This is a genomic window from Mesorhizobium sp. P2_E7 (assembly GCF_056403855.1).
The window spans coordinates 2,774,235-2,789,861 of sequence record NZ_JBFUER010000001.1; the positions used below are offsets into that span (position 1 = coordinate 2,774,235).

The window sequence follows — 15,627 nt, forward strand, 5'->3', positions numbered from 1 at the left end:
CAGGAGCACGGCCGATCAAGGGCAAATCAGGCGCCGGTCGCCCTCGCCCTGCCGGCAAAACTACGCATCAGACCCTTTGGCAGAAATAGCATCGCCAGGATGATCGTCAGGCCTGAAATCACCGGGTGGTAATCCGGCACGACGATCTTGGCGAGGTCGAACACCGCATACATCACCAGCGCGCCGAGGATGGGGCCAAGCACTGTGCCGGTGCCGCCGACCACGGTCATCATCAGTGGCAGGAGCATCCAGTCGAGGTCGAAGACGGAGTCCGGCCCGACATGGAAGATGTAGAAGGTGTAGAGGCTGCCAGCGACGCCGGCGATGAAGGCACTGCCGGCGAAGGCGGCGACCTTGACCTTCAGCACGTCGATGCCGTTGGCCGACGCCGCCATCTCGTCGTCACGCACGGCGATCAGCGCCAGCCCGTAGCGCGAACGCATCAGCGTGCGGATGGCGAGCGCGGTGGCGACCATCAGGCCAAGCGCGACCCAGTAATGCGGGCGCAGCGTGTCGAAGGTGCTGGCCGGCGCGACAATGCCGAACGCGCCGCCGGTGAAGTCGCCGCCATTGACGAAGAGCACCTTGACGATCTCGCCGAAACCCAGCGTGCCCAGCGCGAAATAGTCGCCGCGCAGTTTTGACAGCAGCGGCAGGCCGATAATGGCTGCGGCGATGGCCGCGACCACGCCGCCCAGCGCCATCGTCACCGGATCGAAATAGTAGATGCCGGGATGGCTGTCATAGAGCGAGCCCCAGAGATAGTTGCCGCTCCACAGGATGGCGGTGGTGTAGGCGCCCAGCCCGAAGAAGGCATGGCTGCCGAGGCTGATTTGACCGCCGAAGCCGGCGACCAGATTCCAGCTCTGCGCCATGATGGCGTAAAGAAAGACGAAGAACAGAAAGGAGAAGGCGTAGGCGTCGACAGCGCCGGGGAGGAACGGCACCAGCGCGAGCGCGGCGACGACAACGACGGCGATCCATTGCATGGCTTGATTCATCATTCTCAAGCCTTCTTGTAGGGTCGGCTGAACAGGCCTTCAGGCTTGAACATCAGCACCAAGAGAAACACGCCGTAGGCGATCGCGTTCGTCCAGCCGCCGGAGATGAAGAACTGGACATAGGCTTCGATCAGGCCGAGCAGGATGCCGCCGGCGAGCGCGCCGCTGACGTTGCCGATGCCGCCCAGCGCCAGCGCCACCAGCGCCTTCAGGCTGAAGATGAACCCGGCGAACGGGTTGAACGGAAAGGTGGTGGCCACTGCGACGCCGGCGGCGCCGGCCAGCGAAATGCCGATGGCAAAGGCAATGGCATTGACGCGGTGAGGACTGATGCCCATCAGCGTCGCGGCATCCATGTCTTCCGAAGCGGCGCGCACCGCCTTGCCGATGATGGTCTTGCGCAGGAACAGCACCACCAGCCCGGTGCCGGCCAGCGCAATCAGGAAACCCATCGAGCGGGTGAACGAGGTGCGCACGCCGAGCAGCTCAACGCCTGTCGCGGTATAGGAGGTGACCACGGCAGCGGTGTTACCGCCCCACACCACCGTCATCAGGTTCTGCACCAGAAACATCAGGCCGACGGCGATCAGCAGCGAGACGTTACGGTCGGCCTCAGCGGCAGCCTTGCGAAACAGGCCCTGATAGAGCAGCCAGCCGACGCCGAGCCCTACCGGAACGACGATGACGAGCGACAGGAACGGGTCGATGCCGAGGCCGTAAAACAGCGCCCGCACGAAATAGGCGGCGAGGATGATCATCGCGCCTTGCGCCAGAAAGATCAGCCGCATGGTGCCGAAGATGAGGCTGAGGCCCACCGCGGCGACGCCGTACATGGCGCCGCCAAGCGCGCCGTTGAGCGACAGCTGGAGGAGGATGTCGGGGGACGGAATGCTAGACATCATCTACTCCAACACGCCCATATAGGCCTTCTGGATTTCAGGATCGGCGATGAGCTCGGCGCCGGTGCCTTGCATGGCAAGCGCGCCGGTCTTGAGCACGAAGGCGTAGTCGGCGACCTTCAACGCCTGGTGGATGTTCTGCTCGACCAGGAGGATGGTGACGCCCTGGCCGTGCAAGGTCTGGATGAGCGCAAACATCTGCTGCACGACCAGCGGGCTCAGGCCCAGCGACGGCTCGTCGAGGATGAGCAGCGACGGCTCCGACATGGTGGCGCGCGCGATCGCCAGCATCTGCTGCTCGCCACCGGAGAGCGAACCGGCTTTCTGGTTTGCGCGTTCCTTCAGGCGTGGAAACAGTGCATAGGCTTTTTCCAGCAATTCATTGGTGCGCGGTCGCGCCTTTGGCTGGAAGGCGCCGAGCTCAAGGTTTTCCAACACCGTCATCTGGCGAAACAGGCCGCGCCCTTCCGGCACATGGGCAATGCCCATACGGGCGATGGCTTCAGGCGCTTTGCCGACCAGCGACTGGCCGGACAATCTGATGTCGCCGGCCTTCGGCGTCAGCAGGCCGGAGACGGTTCTGAGCAGTGTGGTTTTGCCCGCGCCATTGGCGCCGACAATGGCGACGATGGTGCCGGCATCGACATGCAGCGACACACCCCAAAGCGCGCCGACATCGCCATAGGCGACCTTGAGGTCGCTGATTTCAAGCAGCCGGTTCGCCAAGATAGGCCTCGATCACTTTGCGGTTTTGCGTGACGTCGCGCGGCGTGCCGTCGGCGATCTTTTCGCCATGATCGAGCACGATCACCCGGCCGCACACTTTCATGATGGCGTCGACCTTGTGTTCGACCCACAGCATCGAAATTCCCTTCTCGTCGCGGACGCGGCGAATGACATCGACCATGCGCTGGATCTCGGTCGGGTTGAGCCCGGCCATCGGTTCGTCGAGCAGAAGCAGCGCCGGCTCGGAGGCAACGGCGCGCGCGATCTCCAGCATGCGGCGATCGGACAGCGTCATATGCGCGGTCAGCATATCGCGCCTGTCGGTCAGGCCGACCAGTTCGAGCGCGGCGTTCGCCGCTTCGCTCGCATGCTTGACGCGCCCCCCAGCTCCATAGACGGCGCCGACCATGACATTCTCGAAAGCGGTCATGGTGAGGAAAGTGCGCACCAGCTGGAAGGTGCGGGCGATGCCCAGCCGCGAGATACGATGTGGCGCGATGCCGGTAATATTCTGGCCACGAAACAGCACCTTGCCTTCGCTCGGCGCATAGAGGGCGGTGATGACGTTGAACAGCGTCGACTTGCCGGCGCCGTTCGGACCGATCACGCCGATCAGCTCGTTGGCACGAACCGCGATGTCGATGTTGTTGAGCACCACAAGCCCGCCGAAGCGCTTCTTGACCGCCTCGAGGCGCAGCAAGGTTTCGTCAGGCTGCATCGTGTTTCCGTCTCTCCGGCGATACTTCTCGCGTGTGGAAATTGTTTGAGGTCAGCGCCGCCCCTCACCTGCCTGCCGGCATCCTCTCCCCGTGGAACGGGGAGAGGAGCGCTGTGATCAGCGCTTGTCCCAGGCCGGCGCCGGCTTGTAGGTCCAGGTGCCGTCCGGATAGATCAGCTGGTGCTTGCCCTGCCACCATTGCGTCGCGACGCTGGGGATCAGCGCAAAGCCGGTCTCGTCGAATTTGAGATCGCCGACGACGGTGTCCTTGAACTCCTGGCCGAAGATGGCGTCATGGATTGCCGAGGCATCGGTACTGCCGGCCTTCTCGATCGCTTGCGCCAGCACCTGGGCGTTGGCGTAGAAGGCGCCGACGGTGACGGAGTCCTTCTTGAACTCGGCCTCGTAGCGATCGCCGAGTTCCTTGGCACCCTTGTAGGGGTAGCTCGCCGACCAGAAACCGTCCGTCATGATGTAATCGGAATCCGCGCCGAGCGCTTCGTGGAACTCGCCGGTCCAGGTGCCCTTCCAGCCATGCAGATAAGGCACGGAGAAGCCGAGCTCCTTCATCTGTCGCAGCAGCGTGACGGTGTCGGCGGGTGACCCGAAGACCAGCATGGCATCGACATCGGCAGCCTTGAGCTTGGTGATCAGAGCCGAATAATCGGTGGCGCCGATTGCCCATGGGTCGTCGACGGCGAAGGTGTAGCCGTATTTCTTGGCCGCCGCCTCGAAGGCGCCGCCAAAGCCCTTGCCGTCGGGCGAATCTTCCGAGACCAGCGCCGGATGCTTCGGCTTCTCGTCGGCCGGCAGCTTGTCCCAGATCTCGAACGGCACTTCCGCACCTGGTCCCGGATGGAAGAAGAACAGTGCGGAATATTTCAGTTTCAACGGCTGCCATTCGAACGGGAAGGCGGTCGTGATCATGTAGAACTTCTTGTATTTTTCCGCGACGATGGCGCCGGCAATGTTCATCGGCCCGGAATGGGTCGACAGCAGCGCATCGACCTTCTGCACCTTGATCAGGTTTTCCAACGCCGAGGCGACCTTGCCCTCCGAGCTTTCATCGTCGGCGACGACCAGCCGCACCTGCAGCTTCTTGCCCGCCACGGTGATGCCGCCCGCCTTGTTGATGTCGGCGACGGCCTGCTCATAGGCCCATTTCTGTTCCTTGCCGTCGCCGGCCAGTGGCCCGGTCAGCGAGATCGGCGCACCGATGACGATCTCGTCGCCGGCGGCATAGGCAGCCCCCGCGCCGCCGAGCGCCAGTGCGCTCGACAGCGCCAGGCCCGCCAGCATTGCCTTCAGATTGTTTCCCATTTCATCCTCCCAGTTGTGATCGGTCAGGCCGCCTCAAACCATCGCGGCCGCAACCCGTTTGGTGTCGGTGAACTGTTCGAAGCTGACGGCCTTGCCGTCCTGCATTTCCCAGACATGGACGACGCGCGCGGTCATCGGCCTGCCGGTCTTCTTGTAGGTGCCGGAATAGGTGCCGACACCAACGATGGTCGTGCCGCCATCGACCAGTTTCTCCAGCGCGAATGTGTAGCCGTCCCAGTCTTCGCCGATGCGCTTGAAGACACCCGCCATGACGGCGTCCGGGCCGACATAGGTTCCGGCATAGGGAAAGCCGGCCATCTCGGTCCAGGCGGTGCCGCTGGTAAGCGGCGCCATCATCGCAGCCAGATCTTTCGCGTCGGAGCCGGCATAGTGCGCCTTGATGGCGTCGTAGTTCTTGTTGCTCATGGTTCTCTCCCAGCGCTCAGACTGGTTCCTGGCCGCGGTCGTAGACGGTCCGCGATTTCTTCTCGATGAAGGCGCCGGCGGGCTTGTTCTCGATCGTGCCTTGGCTGGTGATCCCCAGGAATTTGCCGGTCGAGCGCATCGTGTCCCAATTGTAGAAAAACAGCGACGCGACCGGGATGATGAACTCGCGGAAGCCGAAGACGTAGAGGTTATCGGCGAATTTCCAGGTGGTGGCGAGATCGACGTCGCCATGGCCGCGCTGGAGCCCGACCAGGTTCTGCCAGGCATAGCGCTCGGAGCTCAGATAGATGTGCTCGTAGACGTGGTTGGGGCTGTACGTGTAGTGCGCCGTCAGCCCGACCAGATCGCGCGTCGGCGCCGGCTCGCGCCCGGTCGGCGGCACGGAAGCGTCGCCGAGCACGCCAGCGGCATAGACCTGCGCCACGCGCGGCTCGCCGGGCGCTTCCGCGGCCTCGCGCACACGCTCGCGCACCGACAGAACGCGACGCGTGGCGGTCGAGACGATGAAGGCTTCATCCTCGGCCGGGCTGGCGGCGAAAGTCATGTTGATGAAGAACACCTGCGGCGCCACTTCCAGCGCCTCGTACCAGTCGACGCCGGCATCGCTGCCCTCGCTCCACGCCACCGTGTCGGCGGCGGTGAAGGCGAGATCGATGACACGGCCGCTGTTGAGCGTGATCTTGAAGGTCTGGCCGACAAGCGCCTTGGACGTGGCCATCCGGTTGGTAGCGATGCCGGCGGCAAAGTCGTCAAAATGTTTCCAGTCGGCGGGTCTGTTCTGGTCGTTCATGGCAAATCCTCAGTCGGCAAAGGCAAGCGTTGGCAGGTCGACGACGGTGGCGCCGCCATCGACGGTCAGGATCGAGCCGTTCATCATCGACGCCTCGCCGGAAGCGACGAAGCAGATGACGTTGGAGACCTCTTCCGGCGTTGCCGGGCGGCCGAGCGGCACATCCTTGGTGACGAGCCTGTAGGCCTCGTCGATCGAGCCCAGCCCATGCTTGTCGACGATCACCTGCATCTGCTCGTCGGCCATGCTGGTCGCCACCCAGCCGGGGCAGATCGTGTTGGTGCGCACGCCCTGGCGGCCATAGTCGCGCGCCAGCGATTTGCCGAAGCCGATGCAGGCATGTTTCATGGTGACGTAGCCGGCCGCGGCCGGCCCGGCGAAGAGACCGGCAATCGAGGCGACGACGACGATGTTGCCCTTCTGCGCAATGAGGTCCGGCAGGCATTCGCGGGCGCAGACGAAAGCGGTGTCGAGATTGAGACGTGTCGCGAGCGCCCAGGTCTCGTCGCTCATCGTCACCGTCGGGCCAACGCCATGGCCGCCGGCATTGGCGACCAGAATGTCGACCGGGCCGAACCTCTCGTGCACTTCGGCAAGCGCGGCGCGCACCGCCTTGGCATCGGCGGCATCGCCCTGCACCACCAACCCGCCAATGTCTCTGGTGACGGCTTCGAGCGGTTCGCGCCGCCGCCCCATCAGCACCACTCTGGCGCCGTCGGCGGCCATCCGCCGCGCGACAGCTGCGCCGATGCCGGTGCCGCCGCCGGTGATGAAGGCCGTCTTGCCGGAAAATCTCATCGCTGCTGTCCCTAGGGCGCAAGGCCCAATGTCGCTGTTCGTCGAGGCCAAGTGTGCGATGGACGCGCGTTGCGCGTCTTGTCCGAGCGGGAACTTTGTTTTGACTGAGCGCGCACTTCAGCCCTACCCCCGGACGTGCCGCGCGACCTCCCGGTCGCACGGCGGCCACCGCACACCCCCGGAGCAATTCGCAGTGGCCTATTTCTTCACCGCCTCAAGATCGATGACGACGTCCACCTCCGGCCCAAGGCCAAACCCGTCGGCGGCCTTGGCCATCGGAAAGTCGGCCGCGCTCAGTTTAGCCGTGGCGCTGAAGGCCGCTTTGGTCAGTGTCGCATCCCACGGCGCCGGGGCCTCGTTGATCAGCTTCACGTCAAGTGTGATCTCCTTACCGACCCCGCTGATGGTGAGATTGCCGGTGACCTTGCCGGTCTTGTCATCGACCTTCTCGACCTTGGTGCTCTCGAAGCTGATCGTCGGGAATTCGGCGGCGTTGAAGAAGTCGGGTCCCTTCAGATCGCTGTCGCGCTGCTCGAAGGCGGTGTGGACAGAGCCGACATCGATCTCGGCCTTGACGCTGCTCTTGGTGACATCGGCCTTGTCCATCACAATCGCGCCCTTGACGGCATCGAACTGGCCATGCGCGATGCCATAGATGCCGTGCTTGATGGTGAAGGTGACCCAGGCGTGCTGGCCGTCGATCTCGTAAGTGTCGGCATGCGCCGATACGGCAAGCATCGATGCGCCGGCAAAAGCGAGCGCGGCAATCAGGTTCTTCGGTGTCACATGTCTCTCCATTGGTTGGCGTGTTGAAACGGGTTCAGGAAAAGCCGAGGGCAGCCCCATGCGGTGCCCAGATGATCGCCACCAGGATGGCCAGCATTGCCGGCAGGGCGATCAGCAGGCCGGCGATGAGCGGCCGCAACGGCCGCGCGCCGGGAAGGAAGCGCTGCAGCGGACCGGACACCAGCGCGGCAGCGATCAGCGGCAAGGGTGAGAGTATGAGTGCCATGGGATTTGCCTTGGGCGCCAGCAGCGCCACCTGGATCAGCACCGTGGCAGTAGCGTAGAGGAGCAGGAAGGCGACACTCTTGCCCCAGGCGGCAGCTGTGCCGCCGCGCAGCGTCGCCAGATACTGGACGAGGCACCAGCCACCGACCAAGGCGGCAAGCGCCCCGAGCAATTGTCCTGTTACGATGGAAGCGCCAAGCACCGAAACGATGGCGCCGGAGAGCGCCATGGCAAGCACGGCGGCCGGCACAAGGAACGGCGCTTCGACTTCAGGCGATGGCGATGCGCGCAGAGCCATCGCGACAGCACCGCCGACGGTCGCCAGCAGGCCGACAACGATGGCGGCAATCATCTGCAGATCGAGCGCGCCGGCGCCGATGCGCCGCCAGCCCAGCCAGAGAAATGCCGCCACCAGCGCCGCCATGACGATGATGCTTGCCGTTCGACCGCTCAACCCAGGCAAAAGGCCTATGACGATGCCGGCAAAGGCGAGATAGATCAGCTTCTGGCTGGCCGCGACCGGCGGCACGGCCGGCGGTCCGAGCGTGTCCCAGTAGAAGAACAGGGTAAGAGCCGCCCACAGCAAGGTCACCACCAGCGACGAGGATGCCAAGGCAGAGCGCGCCAGGAACGCGAACACGATGCCAAGCAGCATCGGCAGCGCCGCGGTGACGACCATCGGATTGCCCAGAAACACGCTCAAATCGCCGACACTCCTTTGACAATCTCAAAGCCCGAAACGCGAGCTCCGCGCCGGTCGACGCCGAGCCAATCTTGATTGGCAACGCGTTTGCCGTCTTGTCCGAGCGGGAACTTTGTTTTGACTGAAAGCGCACTCGCGCCCATGGCGGCTTGAAGCGCGGCGAGGCGCTCCATAACCCTCTCGAAAACGGCTCATCAGCATTCGAGGAGGATGGCGTGAACGAGAGAACCGTGCCGCCGATCAGCGCCGCCGCAGCCGCATTCCTGTCGCGCCCGCACCGACCCTTCATCAACGGGCGCTTCGTCAATGGTCTCGCCGGCGAAGGTCTTGCGGTCGACGATTCCGCCTCCGGCGAGATCGTCACCCATGTGCCGGAGAGCGGCGCAGAACTGGTCGACCAGGCGGTGCGCGCCGCGCGCGCCGCGCTCGAAGGTCCATGGGGCTCGATGCGGCCGGTCGACCGCCAGAACCTGATGCTGAAGCTTGCCGACGCCATCGAGGCCGATGCAGATCTGCTGGCTGAAATCGAAAGCATCGAGAACGGCAAGTCGCTGGGCGTCGCGCGCATGCTAAGCGCCGGCGGTTCCGTCGATTGGCTGCGCTACTATGCCGGCTGGGCGACCAAGCTCGAAGGCTCGACCTTCCAGGTCTCTATCCCGGTGCCGCCCGGCGCCAAACACCACGCCATGACGGTCATGGAACCGGTCGGCGTTGTCGGCGCCATCGTGCCATGGAATTTTCCCCTGCTGATCGGCATGTGGAAGATCGCGCCGGCGCTGGCCTGCGGCTGCACGATCGTCTTGAAGCCGCCGCAGGAAACGCCGCTGGGGTTGCTGCGGCTCGCCGAACTGATCCAGCAGGCTGGGTTTCCGCCCGGCGTCATCAACATCGTCACCGGTAGCGGCAGCGTCACCGGCGAGGCTTTGATCCGCCATCCCGGCGTCGACAAGCTGACCTTCACCGGTTCGACCGAAGTCGGCAAACGCGTCGGCCACGCCGCCGTCGACCGCGTCGCGCGCTTCACGCTGGAGCTCGGCTCCAAATCGCCGATGATCCTGCTGGCCGATATGGAAGAAGGCATCGAGCCGCTGCTGGCCGGCCTTGGCATGTTCTTCAACCAGGGCCAGGTCTGCACTTCGGCGGCGCGAATCTTGATCGAGAAGTCGATCTATGACCGTACGCTCTCACGCCTTGCCGAGATCGCCGACGGCATGATCATGGGCGCCGGCCGCGATGCGGGCGCGCAGATCAACCCGCTGGTCTCGGCCAAGCACCGCAACAGCGTGCAAGGTTTTGTCGACCGCAGCCTGGCGGCTGGCGTCGAACGCTTAAGCGGCGCACGAACGGTTCCGGGCAAAGGCCACTATGTGGCGCCGACCATTCTGCACAACGTCAGACCCGAGATGGAGATCGTGCGCGAGGAGGTGTTCGGGCCAGTGGTCGCGGCGATGCCGGTCGCCGATCTCGATGAGGCGATCCGCATCGCCAACGACACGCGCTACGGCCTGTCGGCCTCGATCTGGACCCGCGATTTGGGCAAGGCGATGACAGCGATCCACGGCCTCAAGGCCGGTACGGTGTGGGTCAATTCGCACAACACGCTCGATCCGGCAGCGCCCTTCGGCGGCTTCAAGCAATCCGGCATCGGTCGCGAGCATGGTCGAGCGGCGATCGACAGCTATCTCGAAACCAAGACCGCCATCATGCGCTACGCGTGACGCGATGACGGAGGTTTACGACTACATCGTCGCCGGCGCGGGTTCGGCCGGCTGCACCGTGGCAAGCCGGCTGGTTGCCGCAGGAAAAAGCGTGCTCCTCGTCGAGGCAGGACCGGCCGATGATACGCGCTTCATCGACATGCCCGCCACCTTTGCCAAGGTGATCGGCACGGCGCGCAGCTGGATCTATCAGTCTGATCCCGAACCCAGTGTCGGCGGCCGCTCGCTGCCGATCCCGCAAGGACGCACGCTCGGCGGCGGCTCGTCCATCAACGCCATGCTCTACATCAGGGGCCAGCCGCAGGATTACGATGGCTGGCGCGATCTCGGCTGCCCCGGCTGGAGTTGGGACGATGTGCTGCCTGTCTACAAACGACTGGAGCGCAATGAGCGGCTTGCCGGCGAACGCCATGGCAATGACGGTCCGCTACCGGTCTCCGATCCGCGCTACCGGCATCCGCTGTCGCTCGCCTATGTCAGGGCGGCGCAGCAGGCCGGCTATCCCTTCAATGATGACTTCAACGGTGAATGCCAGGAAGGCGTCGGCTTCTACCAGACGACGACAGCCAATGGTGAACGGCAGTCGGCGGCAAAGGTGTTCCTGCGGCCGCTCGCCGGCAACGCCAACCTCAAAGTGGTCACCGACGCGCAGGTGACGGCGCTGACGCTGGAGAATGGCGCCGCGAGCGGGCTCTCCTACACGACCCCGGACGGACAGACCCACACCGCCTCAGCGAGGGCCGAAGTGATCCTCGCCGCTGGCGCGCTGGCAACGCCGAAGCTGATGATGCTGTCAGGCCTCGGCCCGGCCGGGCATCTCGCCGAGATGGGCATTCCGGTCATCCGCGACATGCCTGCGGTGGGCCAGGATTTGCAGGATCATGTCGCGGCACCGCTTTATGCGCTGACCCGCAAACCCATCTCGCTGCTCGGCGAGGATCGTGGGCTGAAGGCGTTGCGGCACGGCATCGAATATCTGCTGTTCCGGCGCGGCCTGCTCGCCTCCAACGTGGTCGAGAGCGGCGGCTTCTTCGACACCGACGGAGACGGCCGGCCGGACATCCAGTTCCATGTGCTGCCGGTGATGATCGAAAATGCCGAACACGGCTCGGTCGAGCGTCATGGCATGGAGTTGAACCCGTGCGTGCTGCGGCCGAAATCGCGCGGTTCGGTGCGGCTGCGCTCGCGAAATCCAGGCGACCCGATCCGGTTCACCACCGGCTTCCTGTCGCATCCAGATGACCTGGCGCTGCTGCTTGCCGGCATGAAGGTGGCGCGCAGCATCCTGCGCCAGCCCGCGCTGCGCGAAGTGGTTGCCGAGGAGCTTGCGCCGGGCAAAGCCGACGACCTCGGCGACGACCAAATCGTCGACCACATCATCCGCCACGCCAAGACCGTCTATCACCCTTGTGGTACCTGCCGGATGGGGACGGACGATGAGGCAGTTGTCGATCCCCGGCTTCGCGTGCGCGGCGTGCCGCGCCTGCGCATTGCGGACGCCTCTGTTATGCCGAGGCTGACCAGCGGCAACACCAACGCGCCGGCGATCATGATCGGCGATCGCTGCGCGGATTTCATCCTCGGCACGGCCTGACTCGGTCAGCCGAGATTGATCCACGCCGTCTTCAAGTCGGTGTATTTCTCGATCGCGTGCAGGGACTTGTCGCGGCCGAAGCCCGACTGCTTGACGCCGCCGAGCGGCACGGTGATGTCGGCGCCGCCATAGGTGTTCACATGCACGACACCGGCATTGATGGCGCGCACCATGCGGTGCGCCGTCGACAGGTTCGATGTCCAGACGGCCGAGGCAAGACCATAGACGGTCGCGTTGGCGAGCCGCACCGCCTCCTCCTCGGTGTCGAAGCGCATCACCCCGAGCACCGGCCCGAACACTTCCTCGCGGGCAAGCTGCATGTCTTGCGTCACATTCTCGAAAATGGTCGGCGCCATGTAGCTGCCGCCGGTCTCGGTCAGGATGCGCTCGCCGCCGGTGACGAGATGCGCGCCCTCTTCGGAAGCCTTGGCGACGAAGCCGAGATTCTTGGTCAGCTGCTCGGCGCTGGACACCGCGCCGATGTCGCTGCCGAGATCGAGCGGATCGCCGACCTTCAGCTTCGTGGTTGCCTTGAGAAGCTCGTCCATGAAGCGGTCGTAGATCGAGGCCTGGACCAACAGGCGCGAGCCGGCGACACAGACCTGGCCGGAATTGCGAAAAATGCCGTTGGCCGAGACCACGGCGGCCTGGCTCAAATCCGGCGCATCGGCAAAGACGATGTTGGGCGACTTGCCGCCGAGTTCGAGGAAGACGCGCTTCAGATTGGAGCGCGCGGAATATTCGAGCAGCCGGCGGCCGACAGGGCCGGATCCGGTGAAGGCGACGGCGTCGACATCCATGTGCATGCCGAGCGCCTCGCCGGCGACCGAACCGCGGCCGGTGACGACGTTGAAGACGCCCTCGGGCAGCCCGGCCTCGGTGGCGAGTTCAGCCAGCCGCAGCAGCGTCAGCGAAGCGATCTCCGGCGGCTTGACGACGATGGTGTTGCCCGCCGCCAGCGCCGGCGCGATCTTCCAGGCGCCGATCATCAGCGGGAAATTCCAGGGAACGATGATGCCGACGACGCCGAGCGGTTCCTTGTGGATCAGGCCAAGCACAGTGTCGGCGGTCGGCGCGATCTCGCCATAGACCTTGTCGATCGCCTCGGCATAGTAGCGGATGGTGCCGGCGGCCGAGAGCGGCTCGGCCTTGTAGGCCATACCGATCTCGGTGCCATTGTCGCGCACGCCGAGAACGGCAAGTTCCAGCGCGTACTTCTCGACCAGTTCGGCGAATTTTATCAGCACCTTCTTGCGGAAGGCTGGGGCCGCGCGCGACCAGGAGCCTTTCTCGAAAGCCTTGCGCGCCGCGTTTACGGCGGCGTCGATGTCGGCCGCACCGCCATTGGCAATGGAGCTGATCGTGCGGCCATCGATCGGGCTGATCACATCGAGATGGGAACCGTCGGATGCGGGGAGCTTTCGCCCCCCGATCCACAGGCCCTGCGCCGCGATGGTCTGCGCCCGCAGGCGATCGATGGCCGATTGATCCAACTCATTCCTCCAAGATCAGACCGGCTGGCTGCCGAGCCGGGCAAAGGCTTCAGGGCTGCGGCTGCGCAGCGACGCCGCCAGCGCGAAACCGATGATGCCGGCGATCAGCACCAGCCCCGGCAGCAACACGCCGAGGAAGCCGGAAGCGCCCGACAGATTGCCGAAATTGATGACGATCTCGACAATGATGAACAGAAGTGCCAGCGCCGCAAGCCCGGGCAGGATTTTTGCTTTCAGCGCGCTCGGCTCCAGCGTCGGGTTGCGGCTGAAGAATGCCACCACGGACAGCGAGGTGAGCGCCATCAGAACGATGATGCCGAGCGTGCCGACATTGGTCAGCCAGGAAAACAGCGCCAGCACCGGATCCTGGCCGGTGGCGGCGAACAGCCCCACCACCACCGCCGCGATCACCGTCTGGATCAGCGAGCCGACATGCGGACTCTGGAACACCGGATGGGTGACGCCGACGGCTTCCGGCAGCAGCTTCTCGCGGCCAGCGACGTAGAGGTAGCGGGCGACGCCATTGTGGAAAGCAAGCACGCCGGCAAAGAGGCTGGAGACGAACAGGATGCTCATCAGTTGCGTCAGCATCGGACCGACATAGCGGTCAGAGAGACCGAACAGGAAGGTGGTGGGATCGGCGAGCGCCTTCAGCGACGGCACCAGCTTGTCGACGCCTTCGCCATTGGCCATCAGCCAGCTGGTCAGCATGTAGAACACGCCGATCACCAGCACCGAAATGTAGGTGGCGCGCGGCACGGTGCGGTGCGGCTCGCGCGCTTCCTCGGAATAGATGGTCGTCGCCTCGAAGCCGATGAAGGCGGCGAAGCAGAACAGGAGGCCAATCGCCGGCGAGCCGCTGAGGATCTGCGTCGGCGTGAACGGCGCCAGGCTGAGGCCGGAATCGCCACCCTTGAACAGGATTGCGAGGTCGACAACGAGCACGACGAGATATTCGAGCAGCACGAGCACGGTGAGGATCTTGGCCGAGAGGTCGACGCGGCGATAGCCGAGCACGCCGACCAGCGCGATGCCGACGAAGCACCATACCCACCAGGGCAGGTTGATGCCCCAGCCGGCGAACAGGCCGGAGGTGGCGGCGCCGAACAGGCCGAACACGCCGATCTGCATGGCGTTGTAGCTGAGGATCGCGATCAGCGCGGCGGCGCCACCCAGCGTGCCGCCAAGACCACGCGCGGTGTAGGCGTAGAAGGCGCCGGCATTGGCGACATGGCGGGCCATCGCGACATAGCCGACCGCAAAGAGCAGCAGCAGCACGGTCACGATCAGGAACGTGCCGGGAATGCCGGCGCCATTGCCCATCAGCATTGAGAGCGGCACGCCGCCGGCCACCGCCGTCAGCGGCGCGGCAGCCGAAACCACAAGGAATGTCACGGCGCCGACGCCGAGGCTGTTCTTCCTCAGCCGGTTTGTTTCGCCGGTATCTGTTGTCGTCATCTTTCCCTCCATTCCGCGCTGCGGAAGCCAAGTGTCCCTGAGACGCCGAGGGCCTTCTGTGAGGCCAGTATGCATTTCACTATTTGCAACGGCATTTCGATATTAGACTTGCAAAGGAATCGACTTGCTGTCAAGTTAATTCGCACGTTAAGTATCTGGTGGAGGATCAGAGACGATATGAGCACGGTGGCCAAAGCCATTTCGCTGCTGGAGAGGCTGGGGCACGGCGCGCCCGAGACGGCGCTTGCCAACCTCGCCAGGGGCGCCGGCTTCGACAAGGCGACGACGCGCCGGCTGCTCGTCTCGCTGATCGCGCAAGGCCTTGTCGAACAGGACGAGACGACGCGCCGTTATCGGCTCGGCGCCGGCATCACCCGGCTGGCGCTGATGCGTGAAGCGCAGTTCCCGTTCCTGCGCATGGCGGTGCCGGTGGTCGAGGCGTTGGCTGCGGAGACCGAAGAGACTGTGCATCTCTCTGAATATTCCAGGCGCGGCCTGCTCTCCATTCACGTCGTCGAATCGACCAGGGCCAACCGTGTCAGCGTGCCGCTCGGCGAGGCCCTGCCCTTGCACGCGACCGCGTCGGGCATCGCCTTCCTGGCCTTCAGCGACGAGCGTACGCGCGCTGAAGCGCTCGCCGGCCCGATGCCTGCCTTCACGCCGTTCACCATCGGCGATGCGTCCGTACTGGCCGAGCATATCGCTGCCGCCCGCCGCCGCGGCCATTCCATCGGCGCGCAGGGTTTCGAAGAAGGCGTGATGAGTGTTGCCGCGCCGATCCTCGGCGCTGACGGCTACGCCATCGGTACGATTGCGGTCGCAGCCCCACGGGTGCGGACGCAAAAGGGTGAGATCGAACGCCTTGGCGTCAGCGCGGCCGCCGCCGCGCACGAGATCGGCGACCGGCTGTTCGGCAAGCTGCCTGGACAGAAACGGGCATAACAACCAACA

16 protein-coding genes are annotated in these 15,627 nt (G+C 64.7%); 3 read left to right on the plus strand and 13 right to left on the minus strand.

Features of this window, described 5'->3' with window-relative positions; translation table 11 throughout:
* Window positions 1-26: 26 nt before the first annotated feature.
* The 11 genes from AC1DYC_RS13715 to AC1DYC_RS13765 form a co-directional block, all read right to left on the minus strand.
* Complete coding sequence (locus tag AC1DYC_RS13715; protein ID WP_477407032.1) at window positions 27-1,004, minus strand: branched-chain amino acid ABC transporter permease; 978 nt, start codon at window positions 1,002-1,004, stop codon at window positions 27-29.
* 2 nt (window positions 1,005-1,006) lie between these two features.
* On the minus strand, window positions 1,007-1,900 hold the full coding sequence (locus AC1DYC_RS13720) for a branched-chain amino acid ABC transporter permease (RefSeq protein WP_477407034.1): 894 nt from the start codon (window positions 1,898-1,900) through the stop codon (window positions 1,007-1,009).
* Window positions 1,901-1,903: 3 nt separating this feature from the next.
* Window positions 1,904-2,614: an ABC transporter ATP-binding protein gene (locus AC1DYC_RS13725; protein WP_477303880.1), complete on the minus strand. Its 711-nt coding sequence runs from the start codon at window positions 2,612-2,614 to the stop codon at window positions 1,904-1,906.
* Window positions 2,607-3,344 (minus strand): ABC transporter ATP-binding protein, encoded by a 738-nt coding sequence (locus AC1DYC_RS13730; RefSeq protein WP_477407035.1) that lies wholly within the window; start codon window positions 3,342-3,344, stop codon window positions 2,607-2,609. Before AC1DYC_RS13730 ends, AC1DYC_RS13725 begins: the two co-directional genes overlap by 8 nt.
* A 117-nt stretch (window positions 3,345-3,461) precedes the next feature.
* Window positions 3,462-4,664 (minus strand): amino acid ABC transporter substrate-binding protein, encoded by a 1,203-nt coding sequence (locus AC1DYC_RS13735; RefSeq protein ID WP_477303365.1) that lies wholly within the window; start codon window positions 4,662-4,664, stop codon window positions 3,462-3,464.
* Window positions 4,665-4,697: 33 nt separating this feature from the next.
* A complete protein-coding gene (locus AC1DYC_RS13740; protein ID WP_477407037.1) occupies window positions 4,698-5,090 on the minus strand; it encodes a nuclear transport factor 2 family protein in 393 nt (130 codons plus the stop codon).
* Between the two features lie 16 nt (window positions 5,091-5,106).
* Window positions 5,107-5,901, minus strand: coding sequence for a MoaF C-terminal domain-containing protein (locus tag AC1DYC_RS13745; protein WP_477407039.1), 795 nt, complete (start codon window positions 5,899-5,901; stop codon window positions 5,107-5,109).
* Between the two features lie 9 nt (window positions 5,902-5,910).
* The gene (locus AC1DYC_RS13750; RefSeq protein ID WP_477285508.1) at window positions 5,911-6,699 is read right to left on the minus strand and encodes an SDR family NAD(P)-dependent oxidoreductase; all 789 of its coding nucleotides are present in this window, start codon (window positions 6,697-6,699) and stop codon (window positions 5,911-5,913) included.
* 198 nt (window positions 6,700-6,897) lie between these two features.
* Window positions 6,898-7,485 (minus strand): YceI family protein, encoded by a 588-nt coding sequence (locus AC1DYC_RS13755; RefSeq protein ID WP_477407041.1) that lies wholly within the window; start codon window positions 7,483-7,485, stop codon window positions 6,898-6,900.
* 34 nt (window positions 7,486-7,519) lie between these two features.
* Entirely contained in the window at window positions 7,520-8,413 is an 894-nt protein-coding gene (locus AC1DYC_RS13760) for a hypothetical protein (RefSeq protein WP_477407043.1), read from the minus strand.
* The gene (locus AC1DYC_RS13765; RefSeq protein WP_477407044.1) at window positions 8,410-8,586 is read right to left on the minus strand and encodes a hypothetical protein; all 177 of its coding nucleotides are present in this window, start codon (window positions 8,584-8,586) and stop codon (window positions 8,410-8,412) included. The genes AC1DYC_RS13760 and AC1DYC_RS13765 overlap by 4 nt, the downstream gene beginning before the upstream one ends.
* Before the next feature lie 42 nt (window positions 8,587-8,628).
* Between AC1DYC_RS13765 and AC1DYC_RS13770 the strand changes: the two genes are divergently transcribed.
* Window positions 8,629-10,131 carry an aldehyde dehydrogenase family protein gene (locus tag AC1DYC_RS13770; RefSeq protein WP_477407046.1) on the plus strand — a complete coding sequence of 501 codons (1,503 nt, stop codon included), beginning with the start codon at window positions 8,629-8,631 and terminating at the stop codon, window positions 10,129-10,131.
* Window positions 10,132-10,135: 4 nt separating this feature from the next.
* Window positions 10,136-11,725 carry a GMC family oxidoreductase gene (locus AC1DYC_RS13775; protein WP_477407048.1) on the plus strand — a complete coding sequence of 530 codons (1,590 nt, stop codon included), beginning with the start codon at window positions 10,136-10,138 and terminating at the stop codon, window positions 11,723-11,725.
* Between the two features lie 5 nt (window positions 11,726-11,730).
* Here AC1DYC_RS13775 and AC1DYC_RS13780 read toward each other — a convergent pair whose 3' ends face one another.
* Together AC1DYC_RS13780 and AC1DYC_RS13785 are read right to left on the minus strand one after the other, a co-directional pair.
* Window positions 11,731-13,218, minus strand: coding sequence for an aldehyde dehydrogenase (locus AC1DYC_RS13780; RefSeq protein WP_477407050.1), 1,488 nt, complete (start codon window positions 13,216-13,218; stop codon window positions 11,731-11,733).
* Between the two features lie 15 nt (window positions 13,219-13,233).
* A complete protein-coding gene (locus AC1DYC_RS13785; RefSeq protein WP_477407052.1) occupies window positions 13,234-14,676 on the minus strand; it encodes an APC family permease in 1,443 nt (480 codons plus the stop codon).
* Between the two features lie 177 nt (window positions 14,677-14,853).
* Between AC1DYC_RS13785 and AC1DYC_RS13790 the strand changes: the two genes are divergently transcribed.
* Window positions 14,854-15,618 (plus strand): IclR family transcriptional regulator, encoded by a 765-nt coding sequence (locus tag AC1DYC_RS13790; RefSeq protein ID WP_477407054.1) that lies wholly within the window; start codon window positions 14,854-14,856, stop codon window positions 15,616-15,618.
* Window positions 15,619-15,627: the final 9 nt, after the last annotated feature.

Coding starts and splice junctions, on each gene's coding strand:
- AC1DYC_RS13715 (WP_477407032.1), bottom strand. CDS start 1,004: ATGATGAATCAAGCCATGCAATGGATCGCCGTCGTTGTCGTCGCCGCG.
- AC1DYC_RS13720 (WP_477407034.1), bottom strand. CDS start 1,900: ATGTCTAGCATTCCGTCCCCCGACATCCTCCTCCAGCTGTCGCTCAAC.
- AC1DYC_RS13730 (WP_477407035.1), bottom strand. CDS start 3,344: ATGCAGCCTGACGAAACCTTGCTGCGCCTCGAGGCGGTCAAGAAGCGC.
- AC1DYC_RS13735 (WP_477303365.1), bottom strand. CDS start 4,664: ATGGGAAACAATCTGAAGGCAATGCTGGCGGGCCTGGCGCTGTCGAGC.
- AC1DYC_RS13740 (WP_477407037.1), bottom strand. CDS start 5,090: ATGAGCAACAAGAACTACGACGCCATCAAGGCGCACTATGCCGGCTCC.
- AC1DYC_RS13745 (WP_477407039.1), bottom strand. CDS start 5,901: ATGAACGACCAGAACAGACCCGCCGACTGGAAACATTTTGACGACTTT.
- AC1DYC_RS13750 (WP_477285508.1), bottom strand. CDS start 6,699: ATGAGATTTTCCGGCAAGACGGCCTTCATCACCGGCGGCGGCACCGGC.
- AC1DYC_RS13765 (WP_477407044.1), bottom strand. CDS start 8,586: ATGGAGCGCCTCGCCGCGCTTCAAGCCGCCATGGGCGCGAGTGCGCTT.
- AC1DYC_RS13775 (WP_477407048.1), top strand. CDS start 10,136: ATGACGGAGGTTTACGACTACATCGTCGCCGGCGCGGGTTCGGCCGGC.
- AC1DYC_RS13785 (WP_477407052.1), bottom strand. CDS start 14,676: ATGACGACAACAGATACCGGCGAAACAAACCGGCTGAGGAAGAACAGC.
- AC1DYC_RS13790 (WP_477407054.1), top strand. CDS start 14,854: ATGAGCACGGTGGCCAAAGCCATTTCGCTGCTGGAGAGGCTGGGGCAC.